Here is a 20954-nt window from a genome sequence, read left to right on the forward strand (position 1 = left end):
CAGCAACCGAAGGAGGAACAGATGGACTGGCGCTACAGCGCAGTCTGCGCAGAGGAAGACCCCGAACTCTTCTTCCCCATCGGCAGTACGGGCCCCGCCCTGCTGCAGATCGAGGAAGCCAAGGCCGTCTGCCACCGCTGTTCCGTCATGGATCAGTGCTTGCAGTGGGCACTCAAGTCCGGCGAGGACTCCGGCGTCTGGGGCGGCCTGAGCGAGGACGAACGCCGCGCCGTGAAGCGGCACGCAGCCCGCAACCGCGCCCGCACCACCACCGCTTGAACCTCACGAGGAAAGGTCCACAAGAAGAAGTCGTTCCTCCGGTTCCTGCGCACCATGCAGGACCGCCTCGGCGGTTTCACACGGCTGACGTGCCCCGACTGCACGGCGCAGATCCGCTTCCGCGGGCTCTCGGAGACCGAGGCCGCCATGTACCGGGGACTCATGTCGCAGCATCTCTCCGAGCACGGACAGCGCAGCTGACCGGCTCAGCCCAGCGAGCAGTCGACAGTGACAGGCCGCAGGCGGGTCCTGCGAAGACAGTTAGAGCAGCTCTGGGCGCCCCCAGAGCTGTCTCACAGGTTCCTCGGCTGATCAGGAGATTCTGTGACCAGCAACATGATCACACTCACGCCATATCGCTCCGTCGATCTCGGGCACCTGGAAGTCGCCGCCCGATTCCCCGCGCGAGGTCCAGCTGCCAGCGACGAACAGGAAGCCTTCGGGAAGCTGCTGGCGTACCTGCGCCAGGACGGCGACGCCCGGGCCCGTCGCGGCGGACGAAGCGCCGCCCGCACTGCGCAGGAACGCAGGGAAAAGGTCAACGGCCGGCTGCTCGCGGTGGCCGAGCACCTCGGCTCCCGTTCGCCGGCAGAGCCGATGACGGACGCACTGCTGCGGCTCGTCGTCGAGCGCTTCTTCGGCCCGGCAGACGTCGAGATCCTCCTCCGACTTCTGCCGACCGCACGGGCAACCCCCCGCGGAATCTACGCCGCACGTCTGCGTGACCTCGCGACCACACCCACCCCGGTGTCGGCTACTGCCTGACCCACTGCGTCGAGGACGCATGACGTCCTGCTGATTCGACGCAAAAGCCCTGGCCCGGAGTACGCGCTCCGGGCCAGGGCCCTGTCCGCAACCTCACCGAACTGAGGAGCAGCAGTGACCCATCCTAGCGATGACACCGAGCCTTCCGCCTCCGACCCCGAGAAGACGCCGTCCACCCCGGCCGCCGCCGAAGGGCCCTCCTCCCCAGCCTCTTTGGCCACGATCTCTGACAGGGTGGCCGCCGTGCGGTACCGCAGCCGGCTCGGATCGCACTGAAGCCCGGGCTCAACTTCCGCTTCGCCGGCTCCGCTCCTCCAAGCACCGCAGCGACGACGGCCGTCCAAGAACGAGACCGCCAGAGCGCCCAGGCGCCGATCGGCGCGGCTTCAGCTCACGGACACCGGCCGTTCGCCGGTGCAGCCTCCCAGTCCCCAGGCCCGCAGCGAAGTGTTGCGAAGGAGACCTGAAGTGCAGACCCAGCCGGCGTCCACCGAGGCAGTTGCAGGATCGGACGCCCATCAGCACCCAGTCCTGTTCCACCGGGATCGTGAGAGTGGCAACCTCGTACCTCTCGACCCTGCCGCGGTCGAAGCCGCTGTGCTCGCCGCACGGGCACGACGCCGGCGTCTGTTCGCTCACCAGCAGCCGATCCGGTCTGAGTGCGGCAAGCCGTAGGACGCGGAACCTCCAGATAGCCCTCCGGACCGAGGGACGTCTGTGTGCCGGTGGCGACCGGCTTTCCCGTGCCTGCGGGCGCGGGAAGGCCGATGTCTGAACATCCCGCTCTTCACTCCCCATCCCCTCTGGCTCAAGGACCTCATGAACGCCACCAACATGACCATTCCCGACGCTTTGTCCAATTCGTTGACCACGGCGCTGGAGGCAGCCCGCGCCGCCGCTTCGAGCGCCGCGCACGTCGCCGCATCCGCACTCATCGCGGCCACGGACGGCGCAGGCCGCCTTCACCGGACCTGGCCGGGTGAGGGCCCCGATGCGTGGTTCCTCGTGGACGCGCCGGGGTTCAGCGCCCACCTGCTGCGCGACATGCCCGGCACCGCCCAGATCCACTTCACCGGCCTGTCGCAGCAGGCGTACGAGAGCGTCCGCGACCGTGTCCTGGAGGCCGACGAGTGCCTGCACGACGACGTGTGCGAGTGCCTGGAGAACCCTTGGCCGACGTGGCGTGAGCTGGAGGCAAACTCCGAGGAACGCGAGGTCACCGACCGGTCCGGCGAGGAGGTCGGGCTCGCCCGTGTCGCTTTCGGCCGCACCACGCTGACCCTCTTCGAGGAGCCGGTGGATCTGGTGTACGAACTGGTCCGCCTGACACGCGTAACAGACTGACCTGTCCCGACCGCACTCTCCAGTAGCCGCCCGCCCTCGAAGCTGAGGCCCGGGCAAGTGCCCTCGAGATGCCCACGTCGGACTGAACGGGCGGCCTCGTGCCCGACGTCTTGGACGCTCGTCGTCGGCCGTCTGCCGACGACGTAACGACCACCTCCCCCGATTCGCACACCTGGGCCCCGCCGACCGGCGGGGCCCTCTCGCATGAGGAGTCCCATGAACCGCACGGCACGCATAGCAATCGCCGCGACCATCACCAGCCTCGGGATGGCGCCCATCACTGCCCAGGCCGCCATCCCCGACCCGGGGCCCACCGGCACCCACACCGAGACTCGGATCGACCCGGCCACCGGCCGGTCCGCCCCGGCGGAAATCACCGAGTACCCCAGCGTCACCATCCGCCCTGGCCGCCCGACGGCCTCGGGCCCGATCACGCCGGCCGTCGGCACCGGAGGGCTCTTCCTGCGTGGTGCGAACGGCTCGGTCAAGGGCCTCATGGCCGAGGGCGACCGGGCACGATTCCTCGCCTGCCACCCGACGAACCCCAACTTGGCCCTGGTCGTCCAGACCACGCACGGAAACGGTGGGTGGGGCGCCTACACGGGGTACGTGACGATCGGCGCCACCACGGCGCCCAGCTCCATCCCCTGCGGCGGTTAGCCGATATCGCTGCGCCTGGCCTGAGGGCAGCAGGCGGGGAGCTTGCCCGCCTCGAAGTAGCGGGCGCTTGAACGAATTCGAATCGCGGGCCGGGCCTCTCTGGAGGCCCGGCCCGCGCTTTTTTGTGAACGGAGGCAGGTGTGTCCCGCCAGTCCAAGAGGAAGAGGAAACAGAATCAGCCGTCGACGCCGCGGCGGCGCACGGCCCCGGCCGCGCCGTCCAGCCCCGAACCGAGCGAGGCAGCGGTGGAGGGTGCCTGCGACAGCGCCGCGAAGGTCATGCTGCGTGCGCGCCTGGCCGCGGCCGTCCGCGGCCGGTGCTCTCAGCTGGCAGCCGAGGAGATAGCAGCCGAGGCCCGAGCCCGGGCCGACGCCGTGCTCGGGGACGCTGAGCAGAAGGCCCAGAAGGTCACTTCCGAGGCAGAGCAGACTGCCCAGGAGGTCCTGGAGCGGGCCGCGGGCGAGGAACGGCGGCGCATCGGTGAGGCTGAACAGCGGGCGGAGACGCTCCTGGCTGAAGCAGGCTTGCGCGCCGCAGCCCTGGCAGCGGAGGCCGAGGATGACCGCCGAGACGCTGAAGGCTGCAAGACAGAGGCCCAGAAGACGGCCAACGCCCTCACCGACGAGGCGCGGCGGGCCGCCGAGCAGGTTCGTCAGCAGGCGCACGCCGACGCCGAGGACATCATGGACGCGGCCCGGCGTGAAGGCGACGGAATCCAGGACAAGGCTGCTGCAGCGGCCAAGTCGGTGCGCGCCGAAGCCGAGAAGGCCGCTGATGATCTTCGGGAGGAGGCACGGGCAGAGGCGGCCCGGCTGCGCCGCGAAGCTGCGGAAGTACTTGCCGCAGCGCGTTCGAATGCCGAGGAAGATCGTGCCGCTGCGCAGCACGAGGCGGACAGGGTACGGCAGGAAGCCAATTGGGAAGCTGAGCGTCGGCGTACCAAGGCGGCTGACGAACTGCAGGACGCCGAGCGGCGGGCGCACGCCCTTGGGGCGGAGGCGGACCGCAAGGTCGAGCTCGCCTCCGCAGATGCTCAGCGTTCGGTTGCGGATGCCAAGGCCGAGGCCAAGCGACTGCTCGATGGGGCGGCGCGCGAACGGGCCACCGTGATGAAGGCGGCCACCGAGGCTCTGGCGCAGGCCAAGAGCCGGCAGGCGGAGGCGGAGGCCGACAGGCTCGCGGCGCAGGCCGATCGGGAACAGGCCCAGGTGCTGATGCGTAAGGCGACCGATCGCACCGAACGCCGTCTTGCGCGCAAGGCGCTCCGTAGCGAAGCCCGCGACCATCGTCGCGACAAGGCGGACGCGCGGAAGCGGGAGCGAGCCGAACGGCGCGCGGAGCGCACCCCCTTGGCCCGCCGGTATGCGCGGCAGGTGATGGTGGTCGGTCCGATCACCGCTCCGATGGCGGTCGCGTGGACGGGCCAGGCCGGCTTCGCCGAGGACATCCTCGGCTGGGTCATGCCGTTTACTCTCCTCTTCGCCGCTGCCTGGGAGTTGTCGACGACCTTCGTGGGCTGGATGTACCACGAGGCTCGGAAGGCCGGCGACGCCGGCACCATGTACCGCGTGGCCACTTGGGTGTTCGCGAGTGGCGCCGCGGTCATGAACTACTGGCATGCGTCGGGCGCGGTGACCGGCCGGACTTGGGATTGGTCGCGGCACCGGTACGTGGACCACATCACCTACTGGCACGCCACGCCGAAGGCGGTGAGTTTCGCTGCGATGAGCCTGGTCGGCATCATCCTCTGGGAGCTCTACGCATCGTTGCTCCACCGCAAGGAGCTTCGCGAGAAGGGGATGGCGGCCAGGGCCCGGCCGAAGATTCCCGTCATCCGGTGGGTGCGGTTCCCCCGCACCTCTTTCACTGCCTGGTCCCTCGCCATCACCGACGCCTCTCTCAAGACGTTGGATCGGGTCTGGGACGCTGCTGGGCAGGAACTCCATCGGCAGCGGGAGATGTCGGCCCGGCAGCGGGAGCTGGTGGCCGCACGAGCCGGACGTCCGCTTCCTCGGACGTACAGGGTCGTGCCGATCACCGCCAGTCTCACTCCGGTCGGCATTCCCGCCCTCGTCGGAGTCAAGACTGGTCTCACGACGAACGACGGCTTGCCGGTCCCCTCACAGAAGGGGACGCGAGCCTCGCTTGAGACGTCTCACGAGCCTCATCTCATGAAGGGTGAGACCAGCGTGCCCAGTGAGACTGAGACCACGGGCCGTGAGACTGAGACGGGACCTGAGACCGCCATTGAGACGGAAGTCCCGGTTGAGACCAGTGCACGTGAGACTGAGACGAAGCCGAAAGCCGGGACTGAGACAGAGGTCCCGGCTGAGACTGACGAGGAAGGCAACGTGGTCTCACTGGGCAGCGCGCAGGCTGAGATCGAGTTCCTGGCGCGTCTCATGTGGGAGCGCGGAGGAGCCAAGAAGGTCTCAGTCGCTGAAGCCGAACGAGCTGTCACAGGCGCCCGGGCGACCGCTGGCCGGCGCCGGACGGCTGCAGCTCGCCTCTATGACCGCTGGAAGGCCGCGGGGGCCAAGGGCACCAGCACAAGCTCTGAGACCGGTTGAGTCTCACTGGCCAGGTCTCAATCTCAACGCGAGACCTGGCCAGCGAGACGTACTTCGTGAGATGAAGCCGCTGATCTCACGTCTGTGAGACTGAGCGGATGAGACACGGTTTCGTGAGACTGAGACGACAATCTCAGGGCACATGAGACGGATTCAGTGAGACGACGCTCGCGCAATGAGATGAGACTCGCTCCGGTGCCCTGAGACAACTCACGGTGTGATGAGCGGCGCCGAGACGAGTGAGACGCACCGGCGTCTCACGGCCGAGCGAAGTCAGCGATGAGACTGTCTCATCCCACCTGAGATCGTCACGCGCCCGAACCGAAACGAGCCGGCACCGGCACGGGCACGGGCAATGAGACAACGCCGCCTGCCCAGCGCCCTCTCGGGCCCGCTCTACGGCCTGCGGTGCGCCTGCATGCCAACCGCAACTGCCATGGCCGCGTGTAAACGCCAAGACCGGAGGGCCTCGGCCCTCCGCCGGTGTGGAGTCTTCTCTGCGCCGCGCCGGCCCTGACTTCCCATCCCACCGGTAGTTCCTCGGCTATGAGCCCAGGTAGGCGCCGGTAGGCGGTGGTAGGGGCGATGGCCGCCCAACTACCGCGAGGGGAGCGGCTGCCCTGCAGCCACCGTGATCTGCCGTCCCGACCATGGAGTCCCCCATGCTTTGGCGTCCTCTTGCCAGCTTTCTGTCTCACCTCAAAACCTGGCACGCGCGCTGCTCTTGTCCACGTCACCGGGCGAAACAAGGCATCGGCGAGCAGCCTCTACCTGTAGGAGACGGCGACGTCACGAAGTCCGACCCGCTTCCTCCGGAGGACTTCGTGGCTCCCCTCCCGGATCGCCCGGCAGGACCAGTCGATCCGCGGCTGCCCGGGGCCGATGAAGTCGAACTCCGGGAGCGCATGATCCGGGCGATGCTCACATGCGGGTGGGAGCGCATGACGGACCACCACCAGAAATGAGCTTCAGGACATCCGGCTGAACCAGGGACTCCTGACGAGCCGCCCCGGCCACGGTGCCGCCCGCTTGGCACCGGCCGTGAAACACCCCACGAGCCGCTGCTCATGCCGGCGTGCTGCCCGCAGAGGCGCTGTCTATCGCCGCGACGCAGTGCACCCACAAGCGGCTGCACGACCGCCAGGAGGCGCTTTGAACATGATCCGGTGGTGGAGCTCCCACCGCCCAGCCGAAGGCCCTCAGGAGGGCACACAGGCCCCCGGAGCTGACAACAGCGACCGTGGGTCGTGGCTCACCCGTATTGGCGCCCTCACCACCCCGCGGGGCGCTCAGGCTCAGGCGCCTGCTTCCCGTCCCTCTCTCCCGCGAGTTGATCCGCAGAACGCCAAAGAGGCTCCGTCGATCTGGAAGGAGCCGCGTGAGCTCGCCCTCGCGGACGAACAGTCCCAGGCGACGACGGCCAGCGCTACGAGGGAAGCAATCGCCGTCAACGACGGACGCAACGTCGATGGTGCGGTGAAACGGCTCGGGGACTGGATCGCAGCAGCAACCGGCGGCTCGAGGCCGACGGTGATCCCGCCTGAGCACCCTGAACACAGCCGGACCGAGGAGGACCTGGAGCTCGAAGAGCGACTGGCCCGGATCCTCGGCCAGGCCGTCGAGCACCTGGGCGATCTCTACCACGACGAGCGGGCACGGGACTTCCCCGACCGGGTCCGCGGCCATTTCAGCGAGTGGTACTACGACACCCCGCTTGTACCGGAGACAGCGGAAGAGAAGAAAAAGGGCAGGTGGCGCCACACCGGCGGCATCGGGCGGCTCCTGTACACCGGAGTCATCGGATGGATCTCGTGGCGACTGCACATTCCGCACTTCACCAACCACCAGATCTGGGACTTCGCCGAACAGGGCGAGGGCGTCGGCGGCGGCATGGTCATCGGCTGTGCCGGCGTCCTGGTGTGCGTTCTGCCCGCTGTCTGGAGCATTCGTCGCGGCCGCCGCTTCGACGACGGTCTCGCTGATGTCCTACGGCACCGCGTGACGTTCTTCGCGCCCCTCCTCGGCGGCCTCGGCAGTGTCCCCCTGGCCGGCTCGATCCTCGGGCTCGCCCTCTACACGCCGGGCCTCGGCGTCCACCTGTAATCGGAGTATCCCCATGATCAATTACATCGACATAGCAGCCCCTGCAGCAGCCAGCGAGGGCCTGGGCAGCTTGTTCGGCACGATCGGAAGCGGCGGAATCGCGCTGATCCTGACCGCCGTTCTGTACTTCGGCATCAAGGAACCCAAGAGCAAGGGCGGCGGCGGCCCGAAGGGCAAGGGCGGCGGCGGTGGCGGTGGCGGGGCCAAGGTACGGCACCGGCTCGAATGCGACCCGGCATTCTGGGTCGGCTACAGCGCCGGAGTCTTCTACACCACTGCCGGGAACATCTGGGTGCACGCGGGTGAGGCCAGCGTCTCGGTGTCCAAGCTGCTCACCCACGACACCTTCGGTGACGCGGGCCTGGGCGTGGCTGCTGCTCTTCCCGTCGTCTACATGTACTACCGCAAGCCCCGGGTGGGCGTGGCCGCGCTCATGGGCATCTTCTGCGCTACCGCATGGGCTCGGGCCGGGGGCATCTGGAGTCTGCCGCAGACCCTGGTAGAAGCCGCCGCCCAGGCCATCGGGCTGGCCGGCTGATGAGAACCGCACCGGACGACACTCCCGTCGGCTCGCCACGGCGAGCCGACAGCTACCAGGCAGAGACAGAGGTACCCATCGACGACCTCACGCCCATCGCCGACGACCATCAAGCAGAACCCCGCTCTGACGCCGGTGACCTCGCCCCTGACACCCCCTCTGAACCGCCCGACCGCCTGCCCGCGGCTCCGTCGCCTTGCCGGCGGCTGCCAGAGCGGGCCCAGGCTATCGCGCAGCAGACACTCGCACGGATCCTTGTGCACGCGGACGATCCTCCCGGCAAAGGGGAACGCCCGCGCCTGTCACTGCGCGCGCTGTGCATCGAACTCGGCCGCCCGTTCAAGGGCGGCTTTTTCGTTGCGCGGGAGATCGTAGGCGGCTCCGTCACCCTCATCGGAATGGGCTTCAAATGGCTCTTTGAAGACGGCGTCTCCAGCGCTGGAGGCCGCGCTCTTCTCGTCGGTATCGGGGTCTACGTAGCCGGTCAGGAACTCAATGGGGACTCGGTGCTGTGGGGTTGGGGTGTGTGCGCCGGCTTCCTGGCCTGGCTGGCAGCGGCCTGGATCCACTCGCCCCACCGGCAGGACGGCGACGCCGCAACCGCGCGAAATTCTCCCGCCCCGCGCTCTGCCGGCAGCAACGATGCCGGGGCGGACGAGGTGAACGGCTCAGATATGGAGGAGTCGGAGGAAGTCACTCCGGAAATGGCAAAACAGGGGCTGATCGACGTTATCGCCTACACGGCAGAGCAAGTCGAGTTCCGCAAGAAGAAGAGGGGGGTGCACCTGTCTGAGATTCTCGAAAATCTCCATGCCCGACAGTCTCTCCTCCAATGGGATGTGATAGATCTGCGGGTCTACTGCGAGAAACAACTTGGAGTTGAGATCCAGGACGTCAACCGCAAGGAGGGAGGAAAGCAGAAAAACCGGCCGGGAATCCGCTACAAGCCCCTCTGCAAACTCCTGGAAAGTCCCATCGCCCCGGCCCGTGCACGGGAAGTGCCGGCGGAGCAGGTGCCGGACCTGACCCCCAAGACGCCCCTTCCGGGTGACGGGACACCACCCGCGAGCGGTGCCGCAGACCCGCCCGCCGGGTGAGCTCCTCGGCCGTTCCCGCCAGCTCCCCGGCCGCCGCTCCAACAGCGCGGCCGGGGGCCGCACCGCGCCGGCCCCGCCCCCACCCCCGCGGGTCACCGCGATCGCCTAGATAGCGCACCTACCGGACCTCTGACCTGCAACAACTACCAGCCAACTACCACGCCTACCGGTGACCTACCCCTCCACCTACCGGTATCGTCCGGCACCAACCACCCCCGTAGGCAAGGGAGCTGACGTGCCGCTGTTTCGCTACGCACACAGGTGTGGCCAGTGCCGCACCACGTCCCGAAGGCAATTTCGCTCCCTTGCCGCTGCGGAGGCCAAACAGCAACAGCACCGCGACGACTTCCACGGTGGAGACATCCCTGACCACGATTACATCGTCCGCCTTCCCTTCGACCAATCCCGGCACAGGGGAAGCGATACTCCTTACATTTCGTCGAAATTCATCCTGATCGTCTTGGTCGTTGTATTACTTGCCGCTCTAAATCAATGCAGGTAGCAGATCCTCAGCTATCGCATGCATGCTGATTGGCGGTCGACGTGCAAGGGGCGGATGACGACTCCCGAAGCGCCGTGCCGCTACCTCTGCACGGTCTAGCCTCCGAAAGGAAGTGCCCGTGACTGAGAACAACGCAGATTTGCCCAGGCTGACTTTGCCGAAGCTCGTGATGAACCCAGAGCTCCCGGAGCGGCTGCAAAAGGCAATCCGCATTTCCGAACACCGCGATCTGCTCGCCCCTGACCCTCATTCCGAACCCAGTCCGTGGCTCGGCCTTGTCGCACCGATCCGCGCCAAGACCGTGCTGTGTGTTGCGGCCTTGAGTCTGGCCCAGCCCTGGCGATTCGTCGAAGGGTTGAGCAGCGTGACCATCCTGTTGCAGGTACTGCTCGGTTTGGGATGCTGGTCGGCCATCGCTGTAGCGGAGCGTCGGGCAAGGCGCCGGCATCTGCTTCTACTGCGCGAGGCGCGCGACGCTTACGTCCTCCCCGAAGAACTGGATGAGGTCACTCGTGAGCTGCTGGTCCGGGCGTACTCGGCGGTTCGCCTCGTCCTGTATTCGAGTGTCCATCGTGAGGATCTCATCGACCGTCAGCGGAACGAGCAGATGCTCCCCGCCGAGGTGTGGGAAATCGCCGCGGGTCTCGCGTCCTACCGCCGGCTGATGGACAAACTGCCGAAGACGGGGAAAGGGGAACAGGCCGAGAAGCAGCTCCACGAGCAGCGCCGGAAGTTGGGGCTGAGCTTGGGTGCCATCGAATCCACAGTGATCGCGCTGGAAGCGTACGCCGTGGAGGTCATGAAGGCTGATGCGCGGTACGCAGAGCATCAGCAACTTCACGAACTGGCCGAGTGGGAAGAGGAGGTACTCGACCTCCTGGCGCGGTCAGCTCGCGCTGACCATGCCGTAGCCGAGACACGCCGTGTGGCTGGTGAAGCTGCTGCTGTCTCCGAGGCCCTCACCAGCGCGCTGCGTTCGGTCCAGGAGGCTGCTGTAGTTGCCCTACCGGCGCCCCGGGAAGTGCATTGATCTTGCCGACTAGCTCGTGGGCGCCGAAGAGCTGAGTTCGTCCTGCCGGTGAAGACTGGGTGGACATGAGGTGGGCCCGACCTGCGATGCAGGTCGGGCCTCTTTTCTATTTGCCCTGGTTCGCTCGACCGGGCCCACTGCCAAGAGTGGAGATGTGGCGTACGTGCCGTCGGCCTGTCATCGCGGGTCAGGCACGGTCCTGGTGCAGGGTGCCGGCGGCAGGCTGGGAAGGGCGCCGGCAGTCAGCGCGGCGACTGCCGCACTGGGCACGTCGACTATCGGCTCGATCAAGCGCATGGCGCGGCGGTAGGCAAGGTGGCGCTCGTGGGCATTTCCGCTGATGCCGAGGGCTGTGGTGAGCAGCCGGCGGGCCTGCTGGACTGCTCGGCGTTCGTTCGGCGGCAGGAGGGCGGTGCCCTGTTTGCGGGCGTGCCGGTCGGCGGCCTTCCAGGCCAGTTCGAGTTCCTGGACCGATGAGCGGTAGCCGTCGCTGCGGTCGATGCGGGCTTCTCGTGCGGCGTCGAGGGACCGGATGAGCCGTTCGGTTTCGGGGACGGTGACGTCCGCGAGCGCGGGACGGTCCAGGACAGCCAGAACGTCGGTGGTGAAGGCGGCGTAGGCGTCCAACACGCGGTCGTGGCGACCTTCGGTTTCCGCCCGTCGTGTGCGCTCCCTGGCACGCCGGCGGGTGTACCGCTGCAGGCTGCGGGCGGTGATGGTCAGGGCTGCCAGGACGGCGACGGTCACTGCGCATGCCGTGAGCGTTTCCCACGGGAGGTGGACGGCTGTGGGAGTGGTGGAGTGGTCGGGGTGCTGCGGGTGCGGGCTGGGGTGGGGGGCAGCTGTGTGTCCGTCGGTATGTCCGACCAGCGTCTCCAGGAGGCGCTTGGCTATGTCGAGCATGGGCTGTGGAAAGCACACGCATCCTGCCAGGACGGCGCAGCCGAAGAGCGAGGCCGTCAGCTGGCCCCACTCTTGTTTGGCCCGCATGCCGAAGGCGCGGACCACGAGGGTGATCAGAAGGATGTCGGTGATGACGTTGATGATGAAGCGCATGGTCCCTCGCAGGTCAGGTCCGGCTGAGGCGGTCAGCCGCCGTACTGACGATGCGGTGTTCTGTCTGTGGACAGAAAGCAGCGCTGGGCGGTGGTCGGCGTGATGCCGATCACCGCCCAGCGGGTTGTATGTGCCGTCAGATCTTGTCGCCGACGTGGGTCTTGTTCCAGAGCTTCTTGCTGACCTTCTTCCACCCGGTGCGGTCCCCGTCCTTGAGCTTGAGCTCCCAGACGGCAGGGTGGTAATCGAGGTCGGTCTGCACGCGGCCGGCGAACACCCGGTCGCAGACCTTGTGCTTCTTGGGGGTGGTGGGCTTCTTCAGCTTGGGCCCGCTGGGCTTGGTGCGGCTACCGCTGGAGCTGCCGAAGCTGCCGCTTCGGGAGCCGCCGGAGCTGCTGCCGCCGCGCGAGCCGGTCAGGGCCGCCTTGGCGGTGAGCGACATGGTGGCGGCGTTGGTGGTTACGGTGCGGCAGTTCTTCTGGCGGTAGGTGTTATGGAAGACGGGGGTGGCCGGGCGCGCGGAGTGGCCGCGCTTGTCCTTGACTATGCCGTGCTTGATGGGGCCGGAGCTCCCGCATGCCGTGAGGAGGACAGCCGTTGCGGTGATGGTGCTGGCGAGGGCGATGCGGTGGGTGCTGGAAGTCATCGTGGGTGCCTCTCGTGAGTTGGCGAAGTGCGGCCTGCGGCTGGAGCGAACTCGCTCATGGATGTGGCCGTTCTACGGTGCTGCGGGTGTCCTGTGGACAGTGGCAAGTGCGGTTGCGTGGCGCTGGCTGGCTGGTCGGGGCCGCTGCGGCTGACTCGGCCAGCCAGCGGTGTCAGGCGGCCAGGGGCTGCAATTCGCAGTGGATGGTGTGAGGGCCCTTCGCGTCTCCGTCGTCGACGGTGTAGCGGACGGTGAGCGGGCGAAGGTGGCGGGCCTGGTGTGTCGCCTTGGTGACGATGGCGTCGAGTCGGTCTGTGGCGGGGATGCCCGCTCCGCAGGTGCACACCACCCAGTACTGGCGGTCTCCGTGGCGGCGACAGGCCGGTCCGGAGTTCCGGCCGGTGGCTTGGTGCGGGCCGGTCAGCGGGCAGACGCTCCCGTCTTTGTGCATGGCGGTGATCGTCGCGGTGTGGGGGGACTTCTTCTTCAAGTTCTGATCTCCCTTGGTCAGGGGCCGGTTGGCGCGACGTGCGGTGTCCGGCGGGAAGTAGGGGTGCGAGCAGGCATGGGAGTGTCTGGCGCTCTGGCACCGGTGAGAGCAACTGCCGCAGCAATTGACACCTAAGATATTACTTCGATTGATCACGCGAAGGCAAGTCGCGACATCGAGGGCCGCCCCACCTCGACACCTTTAGTTTGACTTCACATCGGAAGGCGTTGTAATCTCTTAAGTGTCAAGTAAGCCCAGGGAGGGGTGCCGCATGAAGAGCGAGAGCCACACCGCCGGAGCCATCAAGGCCCGTATGTCCACGATCCGGCAGCTGGCCGCCACTGCCCGGGCGAACCGCGACTTCCGCGCCGAGTACGCCCTCGACGGTGAACTCACCCGCCTGGGCCAGATGCTGCGGAACCTCCGCCCGGCCCCCCAGTACCCGGACGACCACTGCTGCACCTCATGCCCGTGACCTGTTGGTGCTCGGTCCGGTCCGGACCGAGCACCAACGCGACCGGGCTTGGCCGGACGGCTCGCCCGATCTCGTCCGGACACCTACACCACTTCCCACTCCTAAGGGGTCGTTGATGCTTCTTGAATCCGCCCGGAACTCCTACAACTGCGTCGATGCCTCTGACGTTGACCGGTTCATCGAGTTCCAGTACGGCCGCCCCTACAGCGTCGCCAGGGCCGTGGACAGCCTCGACCACGACACCCTGCACATCGCCGAGCTGGTCCTCACCCACCCCGCCCACGTAAGTGACGGTGAGGTCGTCCCACGCCCGGGCGTGGGGCCGGAGGCCCTCGCCGAGATAAAGGCGTGGCAGAACGGCACAGCACCCGAGCCGACCCCCGAGCTTCTGCTGAGCGATCTGGCCAGCCGTGCCCTCATCCCCGCCGGTGATTACCTCATCGACATCTGCCTCTGACTGAGCAGGGGCAGGCCCGGGTCCGGGCCTGCCCATCCCGGCTCCTTGCCAGGCTGCGTGAATCACACCCGTCTCATCGCTCGGCGCTTGCCGGAGCATCAGGGCCTCCGTAGCAAGGCGAAGTACCCCACCATCCACCATCGCCCCGGAGCCCGTTTGCCTCGCCAGCGCCGTCTCGGCCCCCGTCAGGAACGTGCACTGAACAACCTTGCGGCCCTGAACTCTGCCTCCTGGCAACGCGGGTGCGGATGGCAGATCGGCTCTCCCTCGCAGACCGAACGCATCCTGGACTCGCTCACCGAGCGAGGCTTCGCGACTAAGGCCACTGCTAGCGGCCTCTTCCGCGTGACGGAAGAGGGGCTCAACTACCTCGGCTGGTACACGTGCCACACCTGCACCCGCCTGACCCGCCGGCCCTATCGGGGGCACTTCCTGGGAACCGACAGCCACACCCGATGCGAGAGCTGCTTCATGAAGACCTCCATCGGGTTGTGTGAGCACTGCTCAGGCCAGTGCCAGAGCTTCCGGCCCGGCCCTCGCCTCAGCGTGTACCACCTTTCCGTCAGCCGCGTCTGCCGCGACTTCCTGATCACCGTGCCTGTCCATCCGGTTACCCCGCTATGAGCAGTTGGACAGCGGTGGGTCCCGCGGTTCGTCGCCCCTGTCAACAACGCATCGTTAGGAGCAACTTGTACCGCTACGAGCAGATACCTCTTCCACACCACCCTTCTCCGGCAACCGCATGGCGTTGGGCCGCAGACTTCGATCAGACGGCCGATGACATCGAGGCCGGGAAGGTCCGAGCAGCGACCGACTATGACGGCCACCCCTTCCGGCCTGCCGAACACCGCGCTTTCGCCGCCGCCCTCCGCGTCAACGCTCTGGTCGGTGTCCTCACCATCGATGGTGTGCCGGTGATGGGAGAGGGGTGGGTCCTGCCGCCTCATCCGCTCCGGGTTTCGCAGAACGGCAGTTCTTTCGGGTTCGGCGACTGTCCGGCCGCGGTGGGGTTCCCCCTCCTGCCCGACCTCGGCGACGTCGTCTCTGGGTTCTACCGGGCCCTCGACTACACCGTGCGGGCGTGCCGCCGCGGGAATCCCAGGGCATCCGGACCGCCGGCGTGGACCCAGGCGTCTTGCCGGCCTTGCGCCCGGTGGGCCGACCAGTACCTCACCTCGCTAGCGCCGACACGTTGACCCAGCTCTCACTCGCCAGGGCCGAGGTCTCACATGCACCGTGTGGATGCCGGCGTTGCTCTGGCGCGCTGCGGCCGGTTGCCACCCGACACCCATCTATGTAATATCTTAATTGTCAAGATAGCCTTTTGGGGTGTCATGCCTTCTTTCCGGTGCAGCGCCACGACACCCCGGCCACCACCGCACCACCACTGCCTCGCGGGAAGGAGAGCATCCCCATGCCGTCCCTTCCGGCTCGGCCCGGCAGGACTGCTCCGGCCGGCGCCTTCGTGCCCCGGCCTCCTCAAGTCCATGTATGCACGCGCCGAGGAGCCCGACGGTCGCAGCAACGGCGACCACGACCGGCTCCTCGGGCAGTCGGAGTGCATCCTCGACTCGCCCTCGTGGACAGACGGCCTGGCACCGTCACCGCTGAGGCCAGCCAAGCTCACTTTCTGGCGGTCACCGGCTGCTGTGTGACCGTCCTGGCGGGTCTCCGCTACGCCGGGCTCGCCCGGGACGTCTGGGCCCCGGCCTCCACCATCGTCTGGCCGGAGCACGCGGCGTCGGCGACCACCTCGCACACTTCGCCGGCCAACCCCGCTCTGCGGCGCCGGAACGGACCGTATCCACAGGCCCGGCCCGTCAGTCTCACACCGTGCGCCCCGCAAGGGCGATCTAGTCCCTAGGAGCGACCACATGACCTACACCCCCGACACCGCGACCGTGCGGCAGCTGGCCACCAAGATCCTCACGGATGCCGTGGGCGACATCGAGCCCACGACCGTCGACGACACCCTCCTCTACTGGGACCGCGCGCCGGCCGACCCCGCGGACTTCGACGTCCTGCGGACGGCCGTGGGCGAGGCCCTCGACGCCGCCCAGGTCCGCATCACCGTCAGCTGGCCGGGGACCGCGGCGTAGCCGCGGTCCCCACGCCTCCACCACATCCGCCCGGGCTCCGGCCCCCTCCGCAAAGCGAGATCCATGTTCAACAATCTGTTCTCCCGTTCCGTCTCCCAGCCCACGCCCGCTTCCCCGGACGCCCCCACCCCGGCCCCGCCGCCGGCCGCGGTGCAGCGGACCTCGGTCACCGACCTCATCAAGAAGGCCGACGTCAGCCTGCGCAAGAACGACCTGAACGGGCAGCGCGCCGCGGTCTATCTGGTCCTGGACCGGTCGGGGTCGATGCGTGGCCACTACGGCGACGGCTCCGTGCAGTACCTCTCCGAGCAGACCCTGGGGCTGGCCCGCAACCTCGATGACGACGGCACGGTCCCGGTCGTGTTCTTCTCCACCGCGATCGACGGGACCACCGAGGTCAGCCTCGACAACTACGCCGGCCGTATCGAGTCCGCTCACCGCGGGCTCGGCCCCATGGGCGCGACCCACTACGAGAAGGCGATCGACCACGTCGTCAAGCAGCACCTCGCCTCCCCGGCCCACGCCAAGGGCATACCTGCCCTGGTGATCTTCCAGACCGACGGCGGCCCCTCCAAGCAGCACGCCGCCGCGGCGGCGCTGCGCGCGGCCTCCGTCTACCCGCTGTTCTGGGCGTTCGTCGGCTACGGGAAGAAGATCGAGTTCCTGGACAAGCTGGATGAGCTGACCGGCCGAGCCGTGGACAACGCCAGCCACTTCCCTGCGGCCGACCCTCATCACGTGGCGGACGAGGCTCTCTACGACCACCTGAGCGTTCAGCTCCGAACCTGGCTTGTGCAGGCCCGCGCCAAGGGAATCGTGCGCTGACCCACCACAGGGCCGGCCGTGCGCGGCCGGCCCCTGGAGGAGGACATCTCATGACGTATACGAACCCCGAACCGACGTACGCCCGCGAGGCCCTGCGCGCCGGCACGCTTGTCTCCGGCCTGCAGCTGCTGCTCGAGCACATCGAGCGCGAACCGGCCCTCGGCCAGGCGCTGTCACTGATCGACACCACAGAGCTGCAAGGCCCGCTTGATCGAGCGGGCCTGGACGCGTTGCTGACCGAGGCCGCGGCCGAACAGGAGCGCTGCGTCGCGCTCGCCGAGCGTGACGCCCGCCGCCGCGAAGCCGGCCGACTGCCGGGAGCACGGTGCATCTGTGGAGACTCCGACACCGCGCACACCCGGAGACTGAGCGATGACGGCCGGCTTCCCTGTACCCGAAAAGGCTGCTCCTGCCATGACCTCACCTTCGCCTGACCACCCGCTGCGGCCGGCGTCCACGGACACCGCCACCGCCGGCGGCCTCCTTGGGCCTGCCGATCAGCCCTGGGCCGTGTGGCTCTCCGCTTCCGGCGACATCCTGCCGCGCCCCAGCCGCGATGCAGCTCTGGCCACGGCCGCGGCCCGCAACAACGCCTACGCCCAGGCCGCGGATCGCCAGCCGTGCTACGCAGTGGTCCTGCAGCACGGGCGACCCTGGCGCGGTGAGGAGACGGCGCCGGGAGCTCGGGTGAGCACCGATACCCGCAAGGTGCATCTCCAGTTCGCCGAGCTGCTTCGTGAGCAGATCTTCGCCGGCCCCCTCCAGCCGGGAGACCGTCTCGCCGCGCAGCGTGACCTGGCCGCGACCTATGGCGTCGGCCTCAAAACCGTCCGGCAGGCGCAGCAGGTGCTCATGGATGAAGGTCTGCTCACCCGGACGAGTGGCGGTGTCGCGGTTGCTGCAACTCCACCTGTGCCGGTTCAGCCGCTGCCCGGCCTCGACCTGGTCCCCACGCAGCCGGTCACCGGGCCGGCAACCCCGGCCGCGGGCAGCCACCGCGGCACAGCCGCCTACCGGCGGCTGGCGCGACGGCTCGAGGAACTCATCGAGGACGGTGCTTACCCGCCCGGCTCGGCGTTCCCCACGGCCGGGGCATTGGCCCAGCAGCACGGGTACACCATCGCCAGCGCTCAGGAGGCAGTACGCAGCCTCAAGGACCGGCGTGTCCTTGTCACCGGTCCCCGCGGTGCCACGGTCGTGGCCCATGTCCGGGGCGCCAATGTCAGCAGCACAATCCCATGGGGGGACACCACTGACGTAATCTCAACCCCGACATACGGATGAAAGACAGGAAGGCACCGTGACCAGCAAAGAACTCATGAGCCTGAGCGACATGGCGCACGAGCTCGGCGTCGCCCCCGAGGCCGTACAGAGATGGCACCATTTCGCGCCGGATTCTCCGGAGCGATCCACCAGGCCCGTCTCCGCGCTCAAAGACGTCGCCGCGGCCATGGAAGTCGCGGTGCCGAAGGCCGATGCGAAGGAGCCGCGCTACCCGCGGGACGTCTTCGTGGCGTTCTGCAAGGCCGTCGGCTACATGGACGAGGTCGGCAGCCTGACGGCCGGCTTCCTGGACGAAGCCGGCAGCGTCGTTGCGCAGGATGGGGTCGAGCACAAGGAAGTTGACCGTTTTGTGCCGGTGGCCCCGACCATCGAGCCGGGTCCGGAGCAGCGCTTCCGCTACTACGTCAACCACGTCTCCGAATTCACGGGCCTGCCGCACAGTGCTGTTCAGCGGTACGCGCGGTGTGAGCGGGCCGCGCTCTCGTTCCCTGCGCCGGACGGCTTGGACGAGGTGGGCCGGCCGTTCTGGTACCTCCAGACGTTCAGCATGAGCCTGAGCGACATGGCGCAAGAACTCGGTCTCCCCCGCCAGACCGTGCAGAAGTGGCACCGCGCTCCCGCGGCCGGCCGGGCGCGGCCCACCACGCCTGTCTCCGCGCTCAAGGCCGTCGCCGAGGCCATGAGCATGGCAGTGCCTGAAGCCGATGCCCGGGAGCCGCGCTACCCGCGGGACGTCTTCGTGGCGTTCTGCAAAGCCGTCGGCTACATGGATGAGGGCGGCAACCTCGTGCCGGAGCTCCAGGAGCGGATCCAGCAGAAGAAGCGGGGCCGCTGGAGGCCGGTGCGCCCCACCATCGAGCCTGGCCCGCAGGAGCGCCGACGCTACTACATCAACCACGCTTCGGAGGTAACTGGGCTTTCGGAGCAGAGCCTCCGGGTCTGGGCGACGCCAGGTGTGCAGGCGTCGGGGACGCGGTCGTTCCCCGCTCCTGACGGTTTGGACGAGATGGACCGCCCGTACTGGTTCCTCGAGACGCTCCAGGGCTACAAGACCCGCCGACAGCGGGCCGAGCGGAGGCTGCCGGCGGAGCCGAAGGGCACGGACAGCGCCGACAGCGATGCCTGACCTGCCGACGGGAAAGGTGATTGACGTACCCGGCGCCTGACCGAAGGCGTCGCCAGCGGGCAAAAGCCCAACGGGCGGTATCCGTATCTGAAGCCGGTGCCGTGACGAGCGAGGTCGCTCGTCACGGCACCGGCTTTTGTGGTTGATGACGCCCTGGCCGGCGCCAGCGGCCGGTTTCGCCCCGCCGCGGGCGACGCCCGGAACGGCTCCGCACCCCTTCTGACCTGGAAAAAGAGCCACACCTGTGGTAATATCTTAAGTGTCAAAGGGTGAGTCTTTCTCGACTCCCCGAACGCCCCCTGACCGATGCTCGCACCTCACCTGCAAGGTCTCGGAGGCTCCGGCTGCCATACGCAGCCCTCCCCGTCCCCGGTGAAAGGACTCTCGCTTGGCTGAAACGATCGACTTCATCGGTGAAATCCACCCGCTGCTCACCCAGTTCCGACAGATGACGGCCCGCCACCAGGCCCAGATCGACGGCTACCTCGACTCCGACGGCGAACTGACCGACGAAGTCCGCCAGGACTTCAACGAAGCGAAGAACGCCCACAACGCCGAGGCGCACAACCAGCTGGTCAAGGTGATCGAGCGCCTGACCGACCTCTGCGGCCCCCCGGTACCCGGCCGCGCATACACCCTCACCTACGCCGGGCCCGAGCGTCACGACGGAGAAGCGCCGTACACGTTCGTCGTCAACGGCCAGGACCTCGACGACGCCCGCCGTATCCTCCACACCCTCCCCTTCTTCCGCGAATGGTACGAGGAGCAGCGCGACTGGAACGCACCCGAGCAGGACCCGGACGTCCTGTTCCTCGCCTCCCCCCGCGACAGCCATGCCGGAATCCCGGACCTCGGCTGCTACAACGACCTGCGCCGCGAGCAGGCCGCCCTGTGGGAGACCGAAACCGTCACCCGCGAACTCGCCCCTGTGCGCCCCGAGTTGGAGGGCTGAATTTTGAAGCACCCCTTCGCCACCATGACCGACCCTCTGGCCCGCGCGCTGCTGCGGGCCGCCGACCTGGTGACCACCCGCTCCAGCCTCCCCAACCCGATCGTGCTGGCCCGCGTCACGCTCAACGCCCTCGCCCTGCCGGACGCCTCCGGCGCCGACTTCTACGACATCATCAGCGAGTCCGCCGACAGGCACGGCTTCATCTGGGGCCGGTGCGCCGAGTGCGGTGTCCAGCTCGGTAGGAATCCGTACGAGGAATGGCCCCTGTGCCAGGGCTGCGAAACCTGGGAGTGCGCCTGCGCCTTCGAGAACCCCGGTGACCAGGACGCGTGCGGTGGCTGCCACCTCACCCGCGACGGACAGGGAGAGCCGATGCCGCCATGCACCTGTGGCTGCGACACCACCATCGGACACTACGGCGACTACGACACCGAGTCCTCCGTCTCCCGCCAGCACCGCATCGACACCGGGCGCTTCCTGCGTCCCGGCGAAGCGCTCGACCACGACGACACCCGGATCACCCCAACGACCATCGGCTGAGCACCCCTCGCCCGCGCGCCGGGCCCACCCCGCCCGGCGCGCCCCCCCCCCCCCCCCCCCGCCCGCCCCGCCCCCCCCCCCCCCCCCCCCAACCCCCCCACAACGTCCACTCGGCC

General features: G+C 68.0%; 22 protein-coding genes. 19 read left to right on the plus strand and 3 right to left on the minus strand.

The genetic code is table 11. The features are described from left to right. The first annotated feature begins 21 nt into the window (after positions 1 to 21). The 10 genes from ACF088_RS18260 to ACF088_RS18305 all read left to right on the plus strand — a co-directional run bounded on the left by ACF088_RS18260 (position 22) and on the right by ACF088_RS18305 (position 10888). Positions 22 to 279, plus strand: coding sequence for a WhiB family transcriptional regulator (locus ACF088_RS18260; protein ID WP_392376787.1), 258 nt, complete (start codon positions 22 to 24; stop codon positions 277 to 279). A gap of 54 nt (positions 280 to 333) precedes the next feature. Further along, the gene (locus tag ACF088_RS18265) at positions 334 to 480 is read left to right on the plus strand and encodes a hypothetical protein (protein ID WP_392376788.1); all 147 of its coding nucleotides are present in this window, start codon (positions 334 to 336) and stop codon (positions 478 to 480) included. A 123-nt stretch (positions 481 to 603) separates the two neighbouring features. Next, positions 604 to 1044 (plus strand): hypothetical protein, encoded by a 441-nt coding sequence (locus tag ACF088_RS18270; protein ID WP_392376789.1) that lies wholly within the window; start codon positions 604 to 606, stop codon positions 1042 to 1044. An 819-nt stretch (positions 1045 to 1863) separates the two neighbouring features. Next, positions 1864 to 2388 (plus strand): hypothetical protein, encoded by a 525-nt coding sequence (locus ACF088_RS18275; protein WP_392376790.1) that lies wholly within the window; start codon positions 1864 to 1866, stop codon positions 2386 to 2388. Between the two features lie 216 nt (positions 2389 to 2604). Further along, the gene (locus ACF088_RS18280) at positions 2605 to 3048 is read left to right on the plus strand and encodes a hypothetical protein (RefSeq protein ID WP_392376791.1); all 444 of its coding nucleotides are present in this window, start codon (positions 2605 to 2607) and stop codon (positions 3046 to 3048) included. A 140-nt stretch (positions 3049 to 3188) separates the two neighbouring features. Continuing rightward, a complete protein-coding gene (locus ACF088_RS18285) occupies positions 3189 to 5618 on the plus strand; it encodes a hypothetical protein (RefSeq protein WP_392376792.1) in 2430 nt (809 codons plus the stop codon). A gap of 1530 nt (positions 5619 to 7148) precedes the next feature. Beyond that, the gene (locus ACF088_RS18290) at positions 7149 to 7721 is read left to right on the plus strand and encodes a hypothetical protein (protein ID WP_392376793.1); all 573 of its coding nucleotides are present in this window, start codon (positions 7149 to 7151) and stop codon (positions 7719 to 7721) included. Positions 7722 to 7734: 13 nt separating this feature from the next. Continuing rightward, the gene (locus ACF088_RS18295) at positions 7735 to 8259 is read left to right on the plus strand and encodes a hypothetical protein (RefSeq protein ID WP_392376794.1); all 525 of its coding nucleotides are present in this window, start codon (positions 7735 to 7737) and stop codon (positions 8257 to 8259) included. Between the two features lie 257 nt (positions 8260 to 8516). Then, positions 8517 to 9356, plus strand: a complete 840-nt coding sequence (locus tag ACF088_RS18300) for a hypothetical protein (protein WP_392376795.1) — start codon at positions 8517 to 8519, stop codon at positions 9354 to 9356. A 620-nt stretch (positions 9357 to 9976) separates the two neighbouring features. Then, on the plus strand, positions 9977 to 10888 hold the full coding sequence (locus ACF088_RS18305; RefSeq protein WP_392376796.1) for a hypothetical protein: 912 nt from the start codon (positions 9977 to 9979) through the stop codon (positions 10886 to 10888). Between the two features lie 177 nt (positions 10889 to 11065). Here the strand turns inward: ACF088_RS18305 and ACF088_RS18310 are convergent, their stop codons facing one another. From ACF088_RS18310 to ACF088_RS18320, 3 genes are all read right to left on the minus strand, one after another. Further along, positions 11066 to 11944: a hypothetical protein gene (locus ACF088_RS18310; protein ID WP_392376797.1), complete on the minus strand. Its 879-nt coding sequence runs from the start codon at positions 11942 to 11944 to the stop codon at positions 11066 to 11068. A 136-nt stretch (positions 11945 to 12080) separates the two neighbouring features. Beyond that, the gene (locus ACF088_RS18315; protein ID WP_392376798.1) at positions 12081 to 12590 is read right to left on the minus strand and encodes a hypothetical protein; all 510 of its coding nucleotides are present in this window, start codon (positions 12588 to 12590) and stop codon (positions 12081 to 12083) included. Positions 12591 to 12762: 172 nt separating this feature from the next. Beyond that, on the minus strand, positions 12763 to 13080 hold the full coding sequence (locus tag ACF088_RS18320) for a hypothetical protein (RefSeq protein WP_392376799.1): 318 nt from the start codon (positions 13078 to 13080) through the stop codon (positions 12763 to 12765). A gap of 271 nt (positions 13081 to 13351) precedes the next feature. Here ACF088_RS18320 and ACF088_RS18325 point away from each other — a divergent pair, with 271 nt between their 5' ends. From ACF088_RS18325 to ACF088_RS18365, 9 genes are all read left to right on the plus strand, one after another. Beyond that, a complete protein-coding gene (locus ACF088_RS18325; RefSeq protein WP_392376800.1) occupies positions 13352 to 13555 on the plus strand; it encodes a hypothetical protein in 204 nt (67 codons plus the stop codon). A gap of 115 nt (positions 13556 to 13670) precedes the next feature. Continuing rightward, complete coding sequence (locus ACF088_RS18330; RefSeq protein ID WP_392376801.1) at positions 13671 to 14012, plus strand: hypothetical protein; 342 nt, start codon at positions 13671 to 13673, stop codon at positions 14010 to 14012. A gap of 1874 nt (positions 14013 to 15886) precedes the next feature. Further along, positions 15887 to 16111 (plus strand): hypothetical protein, encoded by a 225-nt coding sequence (locus ACF088_RS18335; protein WP_392376802.1) that lies wholly within the window; start codon positions 15887 to 15889, stop codon positions 16109 to 16111. Between the two features lie 63 nt (positions 16112 to 16174). After that, positions 16175 to 16936: a VWA domain-containing protein gene (locus ACF088_RS18340; RefSeq protein ID WP_392376803.1), complete on the plus strand. Its 762-nt coding sequence runs from the start codon at positions 16175 to 16177 to the stop codon at positions 16934 to 16936. A 50-nt stretch (positions 16937 to 16986) separates the two neighbouring features. Next, complete coding sequence (locus tag ACF088_RS18345) at positions 16987 to 17370, plus strand: hypothetical protein (protein WP_392376804.1); 384 nt, start codon at positions 16987 to 16989, stop codon at positions 17368 to 17370. Further along, positions 17351 to 18220, plus strand: coding sequence for a GntR family transcriptional regulator (locus tag ACF088_RS18350; protein WP_392376805.1), 870 nt, complete (start codon positions 17351 to 17353; stop codon positions 18218 to 18220). Before ACF088_RS18345 ends, ACF088_RS18350 begins: the two co-directional genes overlap by 20 nt. Positions 18221 to 18236: 16 nt before the next feature. Continuing rightward, positions 18237 to 19346 (plus strand): hypothetical protein, encoded by a 1110-nt coding sequence (locus tag ACF088_RS18355; RefSeq protein WP_392376806.1) that lies wholly within the window; start codon positions 18237 to 18239, stop codon positions 19344 to 19346. Positions 19347 to 19734: 388 nt separating this feature from the next. Further along, the gene (locus ACF088_RS18360) at positions 19735 to 20298 is read left to right on the plus strand and encodes a hypothetical protein (RefSeq protein ID WP_392376807.1); all 564 of its coding nucleotides are present in this window, start codon (positions 19735 to 19737) and stop codon (positions 20296 to 20298) included. A 24-nt stretch (positions 20299 to 20322) separates the two neighbouring features. Then, positions 20323 to 20838: a hypothetical protein gene (locus tag ACF088_RS18365; RefSeq protein WP_392376808.1), complete on the plus strand. Its 516-nt coding sequence runs from the start codon at positions 20323 to 20325 to the stop codon at positions 20836 to 20838. Positions 20839 to 20954: the final 116 nt, after the last annotated feature.

It is taken from the genome of Streptomyces sp. NPDC015125, assembly GCF_043080045.1.
In the GTDB taxonomy this organism is placed as follows: domain Bacteria; phylum Actinomycetota; class Actinomycetes; order Streptomycetales; family Streptomycetaceae; genus Streptomyces.

Bases quoted from the DNA above. Each gene is read 5' to 3' on its own strand.
- ACF088_RS18260 (WP_392376787.1), top strand. From the start codon at position 22: ATGGACTGGCGCTACAGCGCAGTCTGCGCAGAGGAAGACCCCGAACTC.
- ACF088_RS18265 (WP_392376788.1), top strand. From the start codon at position 334: ATGCAGGACCGCCTCGGCGGTTTCACACGGCTGACGTGCCCCGACTGC.
- ACF088_RS18275 (WP_392376790.1), top strand. From the start codon at position 1,864: ATGAACGCCACCAACATGACCATTCCCGACGCTTTGTCCAATTCGTTG.
- ACF088_RS18280 (WP_392376791.1), top strand. From the start codon at position 2,605: ATGAACCGCACGGCACGCATAGCAATCGCCGCGACCATCACCAGCCTC.
- ACF088_RS18295 (WP_392376794.1), top strand. From the start codon at position 7,735: ATGATCAATTACATCGACATAGCAGCCCCTGCAGCAGCCAGCGAGGGC.
- ACF088_RS18310 (WP_392376797.1), bottom strand. From the start codon at position 11,944: ATGCGCTTCATCATCAACGTCATCACCGACATCCTTCTGATCACCCTC.
- ACF088_RS18315 (WP_392376798.1), bottom strand. From the start codon at position 12,590: ATGACTTCCAGCACCCACCGCATCGCCCTCGCCAGCACCATCACCGCA.
- ACF088_RS18325 (WP_392376800.1), top strand. From the start codon at position 13,352: ATGAAGAGCGAGAGCCACACCGCCGGAGCCATCAAGGCCCGTATGTCC.
- ACF088_RS18330 (WP_392376801.1), top strand. From the start codon at position 13,671: ATGCTTCTTGAATCCGCCCGGAACTCCTACAACTGCGTCGATGCCTCT.
- ACF088_RS18335 (WP_392376802.1), top strand. From the start codon at position 15,887: ATGACCTACACCCCCGACACCGCGACCGTGCGGCAGCTGGCCACCAAG.
- ACF088_RS18340 (WP_392376803.1), top strand. From the start codon at position 16,175: ATGTTCAACAATCTGTTCTCCCGTTCCGTCTCCCAGCCCACGCCCGCT.
- ACF088_RS18345 (WP_392376804.1), top strand. From the start codon at position 16,987: ATGACGTATACGAACCCCGAACCGACGTACGCCCGCGAGGCCCTGCGC.
- ACF088_RS18350 (WP_392376805.1), top strand. From the start codon at position 17,351: ATGACCTCACCTTCGCCTGACCACCCGCTGCGGCCGGCGTCCACGGAC.
- ACF088_RS18365 (WP_392376808.1), top strand. From the start codon at position 20,323: ATGACCGACCCTCTGGCCCGCGCGCTGCTGCGGGCCGCCGACCTGGTG.